We start from the raw sequence: 5,455 nt of genomic DNA, 5'->3' as shown, positions 1-5,455 counted from the left end.
GCTGGGTCGAGTACATCGCCACCGACGATCAGGTAGCGCAATTGGGCGAACGCCGTCATCAGCCCCGCGGCGTACTGATGGAATAGACCGGCCGTCATCCACAACAAGCTGACCGATTGTTCGAGCAGCAGCGCGTGGAAATCCGCCTGGGACAACAGCACATCCTGGTCGACCACTACCACGCAACCGCCATTGAGCAACGGCGCCCAGACGTCGAGGGTGCTGGCGTCGAAGGCCGGGTTGGAGGCGAAGGCCACCCGGTCCTGGGCGTTGAAGTCGGCGTAGCCGTTATTGATCACCAGTCGGTTGATCGCCCGGTGCGGCACCAGCACGCCTTTCGGGGTGCCGGTGGAGCCGGAGGTGTACATGATGTAGGCCACCGATTCGGTGCTTTGTATCAGCCGCAGGTCATGGTCCGCCTCGGTCTCCAGGACCACGCTATCCAGATCCACACGGGCAACCCCCTCAGGCACCGCCATCGCGCTCAGGGTCAGAAGCGTCCGGGCACCGCTGTCGCGCACCATGAAATCCTGACGTTCGAGCGGTGCGCTGACGTCCAGCGGCACGTAGACCGCGGCGCACTTGAGAATCGCCAGCTGGCTGACCAGCAGCTCGACCGAGCGTTCCAGCATAATCGCCACGCGATCGCCCGGTTGCACCCCCAGGCCAATCAAATGACGGGTCAGGCAATTGGCTCGGCGGTTCAACTCGACGTACGTCAGGCTGTGGCCGTTGTGCACAACCGCGGTTGCTTCCGGATGCTCCTTGGCCCGTGCCTCGAACAGGCCATGGACGGTCCTGTCCTGGGGATAGCTGCGGGTGGTGGCGTTGAAGTCCACCAGCAATTGCCGACGCTCGGCCGGCGGCAGGATCGACAGGCTGTGCAACGGCGTCGCCGGAGCCTGTTCCAGCGCTTCGACCAGATGCTCCAGGGCAATGTTCATGTAGACACATATCCGCTGCGCGCCGACCCGCGGCACTGCCAGCGCCGACAAGTGGAAATCTTCGCCCAGGTCATCTACCGACAAGGTCAGCGGGTAGTTGGTACGCTCTTCGTTGCTCAGCAGTTGAATACCGTCCCAGGCCACCAAGGCGTCGCTTGAGGCAACGCCTGGGGCACTGTGCCGATAATTGAGCAAGGCATTGAACAGCGGCATCGGTGCGACCACGCCGCTGCAACGCTGGGCCAACGCCAGCGAGGCGTGTTCGTGCCCCAGCAGGCCGGTCAGGCGAGCGTGGGTGGCTTTTACGCCGTCACGCACGCCTTGGGCTCCGACGCCCACCCGCAATGGCAAGGTATTGATGAACATGCCCAATGCATGGTCAGCGCCGTCGCCGCCCTGCATCCGCCCCATCAGCACCGTGCCAAACACAACGTCCTGCTTGCCGGACACCTGCCCCAGCACTTGCGCCCAGGCCAGGTGATGCAGGCTCGCGGCGCTCACGCCCAACTGACGGGCCTGGGCCCGCAGTCGGCGGCTCAGGTCGGCAGGCAGGCTCAGTCCGGCCTCTTCGATATCGCTGCCATCGCCACGTACGTCCAGCAAGCCGAACGGCAATGTCGGTTCGTCGACATCACTCAACATGTCGCGGAAGAACCCTTCGTGCTCTTCACGGCTCACGCCCAAGCGGGCCTGGGCCACGTAATTGCGGAACGGCACGGCTTGGCCCAGTTGCTCGGCCTGGCCCAGCAGGTGCGCCTGCATCTCGTGCTGCACCACTTCCAGCGCCGTGTGGTCGAGGACCATGTGATGGAACAACAACATCGCCACCCAGCGTTGATTGGCCGGGTCGTGGGCGAAGGCGATGCGCATCAACGGCGCCTGCTGCATGTCCAGACGGTAATGCAGCGTGTCGAAGCGCTCGCGCAACTGCCCGGCGATATCGCCCGCCTCGGCGCTCAGCGCCAATTCTTCCACCGCCAGTTGCGCTTTGCGCCAGACCACTTGCACCGGCTCGTCCAGACCTTCCCAGACCACCGAAGTACGCAGGATGTCGTGGCGATCGATGACGCCCTGCAGAGCCTGGGCAAACGCCTCCAGCCGCTCGCGATCCGAGACGGTGAACGTGGCCTGCAACACATAGGGATCCCCCGTGTGCGCAGCGATGTGATGATAAAGAATACCTTCCTGCAACGGCGCCAACGGGTAGATGTCCTGCACGTTGCGCGCACCACCGGGCACCGTCTCCACAAGACGATCGATGTCTTGCTGGTCCAACGCCACCAAGGGCAGCATCGACGGCGTGATCCGGGTGCACCCCAGCAGAATGCCGTTGTCCGGCACCGCGACCTCGCCGCCACTGCCGACTGCGGCGGCCAGCGCCGCGAGCGTTGGCTGGCTGAACAGCACCCGCACGTCCGCCGACAAGCCGAGCTGGCGCATCCGGCCAATCAGGCTGACGGCCAACAGCGAGTGTCCACCCAGCTCGAAGAAATGGTCATGACGGCCCACGCGTTCGACCTTGAGCAAGTCTTGCCAGATCTGCGCCAGGGTGGTTTCGACCTCGCCTTGTGGGGCTTCGTAGCCACGGGTGATCAGCGCGTCGAGGTCCGGCGCCGGCAGGGCCTTGCGATCGAGTTTACCGTTGGGGGTCAGTGGCAAGGCATCCAGGCGCACGTAGGCGACGGGCACCATGTAGGCCGGCAGCTGCGCTTGCAGGTGCGTGCGCAGAGCTTCGATCTCTACTGTTTCGTCCGGCGAGTGTTGGGTGAAATAAGCCACCAGGCGCTTGTCACCCGGCACGTCTTCACGGGCCACGACCACAGTTTCCTTGATGTTTGGAGCCTGGGCGAGTTTGGCTTCGATCTCCCCCAGCTCGATACGAAAACCGCGGATCTTCACCTGATCGTCGTTACGGCCCAGGTATTCGATGTTGCCGTCCGGCAGGTAGCGGCCCAGGTCGCCAGTGCGATACATGCGCGCATTTTGAGCCGTGCTGAATGGATCTTTCAGGAAGCGCTCGGCCGTCAGGTCATTGCGGTTCAAATAACCACGAGCGACCCCGGCACCACCGATGTAGATTTCGCCCGGAACGCCCAGTGGCACGGGTTGTTTGTGCTCGTCCAACAGGTAGAACTGGGTGTTCGCCACCGGTTTGCCGATGTGCGCGGCAAATCCATCTTCGCGGGCCATCGACACCCAGCTTGAGTAAGTCGTGGTTTCCGAAGGGCCGTAGAGGTTGCACAGGCGTTTGACCTGGGTCTGTTCAAACAAGGTTTCCACCAGGCTGCGCTTCAAAGCTTCGCCAGCGACGTTGACCGTATCGACGCCCTCGCCCAATCCGCCGGACTCCAGCAAGGCCTTGAGCGCCGAGGGCACGGTGTTGATCAGGGTGATGTCGTGCTTGCCCTGTTGCAGTTCCAGCACATTAGTGACCACTTCGATGCTGCCGCCCGAGGTCAGCGGCGCGAAGCACTCGTAGACCGCCAGGTCGAAGTTCAACGAAGTCGAGAACAGGGTTTTCGACAACGTGGCGTCATCGAACGAACGATGGGCCCAGGTCAGGAAGTTCACCGTGTTGCGGTGTTCGATCATCACGCCTTTAGGCAGACCGGTCGAACCCGAGGTGTAGATGACATAGGCCAGGTGCGAAGACGTCAGCTCAGCCACTTCAGGATTTTGGACGGACTCGTCCTGCCAATCGCCACTATCGAGATTGATCACCGGCATCGAGGCTGCGGCCAGCAATCCAAGGGTCGCCGTCTGCGCCAACACCGCCGCCGGCGCACTGTCTTCCAGCATGTAGGTGATGCGATCAAGCGGATACGCCGGATCCAGCGGCACATAACCGCCGCCGGCCTTGAGAATCGCCAGCAACCCCACGACCATGTCGATGCCACGCTCGACACAGATCGCCACCCGCGAATCGGGCTGTACACCCTGCTTGCGCAGGTAATGGGCCAAGCGGTTGGCCCGTTCGTTCAACTCGCGGTAGTTCAGGCGCTGTTCGCCACGGACCACCGCCACCGCCTCCGGCGTACGCTGGACCTGCTCTTCAAACAATCCATGAATCGTTTGCTGATGCGGATAATCCGCCTCGGTGGCGTTGAACGTCACCAGCAATTGCTCCAGTTCCGCTGCGGGCAAGATCGACAGACGATACAGCGCCGCCTGTGGCGTCTGTTCCAGTGCCTGCACGAGCGTTTGCAATGCCGCGTGCATATAAGCGCAAATCCGTTGGGCACCAATCTGTTGCCCGACCAGCACCGTCAGGTTGAAACCGGTCCCCAGGTCATCGACGTTCAATGTCAGCGGGTAATTGGTCCGTTCTTCACCACCCAGCGCCTGCATACCGTTCCAGGCCGACGATGCTTCGTTCGACGCCGTCGTGGCACCATGGCGGTAATTGAGCAAGGCACTGAACAACGGCAACGGTGCCGCTACGCCACTGCAACGTTGGGCCAGCGCCAGCGAGGCATGCTCGTGTCCCAGCAAGGCAGTCAGTTGCCCATGGACAGCCTTGACCCCAGCCTTGACGCCTTGCTCGCCCAGACTCACGCGAAGCGGCAGGGTGTTGATGAACATCCCCAGCGCCCGATCGGCGCCCTCGCCGCCCTGCATGCGGCCCATCAGTACCGTACCGAACACCACCTCCTGCTTGCCGGATACCTTGGCCAGTACTTGCGCCCACGCCAAGTGCACCAGGCTGGCGGCACTCACCCCCAGTTGACGCGCCTGGGCCCGCAGACGCAGGTCCAAGGCACCCTCCACCGCTTGGCTGGTCTCTTCGATGTCGTGTCCGCCAGCCTGTACATCCTGCAAATTGAATGGCAGCGTTGGCTCGTCGATATCGCCGAGCATGTCGCGGAAAAACGCCTCATGCTCTTCGCGATCCACACCCAGTCGTGCCTGGGCCACGTAGTTGCGATAGGGCACCGCTTCGGCCAATTGCCCGGCCTCACCCAGCAGGTGCGCTTGCATTTCGTGTTGCACCACTTCCAGCGCCGTATGGTCCAGGGCGAGGTGATGGAACAACAATGTCGCGACCAGGCGATGATTGGCCTCGTCCCTTCCATAAGCCAGGCGCATCAGCGGTGCCTGAGCGATGTCCAGGCGGTAATGCCGCGAGTCGAAACGCTGGCGCAGTTGCTCAGCGACATCGCCAGCGACCGGATCGAGATCGAGCGTTTCGAGGTGCAGCCTGGCCTCACGACGGACCACTTGCATGGGCTCGTCCAGGCCTTCCCATACAATACTGGTGCGCAAGATATCGTGACGATCAATGACGCTTTGCAGGGCCTGGGTGAACGCGTCGAGGCGTTCGCGGCTGTCAAAGGCAAACTGCGCCTGCAGCACGTAGGGATCGCCTTGTTCGGCGGCCAGGTGATGATAAAGAATGCCTTCCTGCAGCGGCGCCAACGGGTAGATGTCCTGCACGTTGCGTGTACCACCCGGCACTGTCGCCACGAGACGGTCGATGGTCGCCTGGGACAGGTTGGCCAGCGGCAGCAGCT

General features: G+C 62.7%; 1 protein-coding gene. It reads right to left on the bottom strand.

The genetic code is table 11. The annotated features are described in order from the left end of the window. Window positions 1-5,455, bottom strand: a 5,455-nt coding sequence (locus tag BT125_RS28135) for a non-ribosomal peptide synthetase (protein ID WP_139271828.1), incomplete at both ends; no start/stop codon positions are given.

Origin of the sequence: Pseudomonas sp. NFACC04-2 (assembly GCF_900119265.1) — a bacterium.
Classification (GTDB): Bacteria; Pseudomonadota; Gammaproteobacteria; order Pseudomonadales; family Pseudomonadaceae; genus Aquipseudomonas; species Aquipseudomonas fluorescens_AA.
The sequence above is the reverse complement of the archived record's forward strand: the minus strand, read 5'-3'. Positions and strand labels throughout refer to the sequence as shown.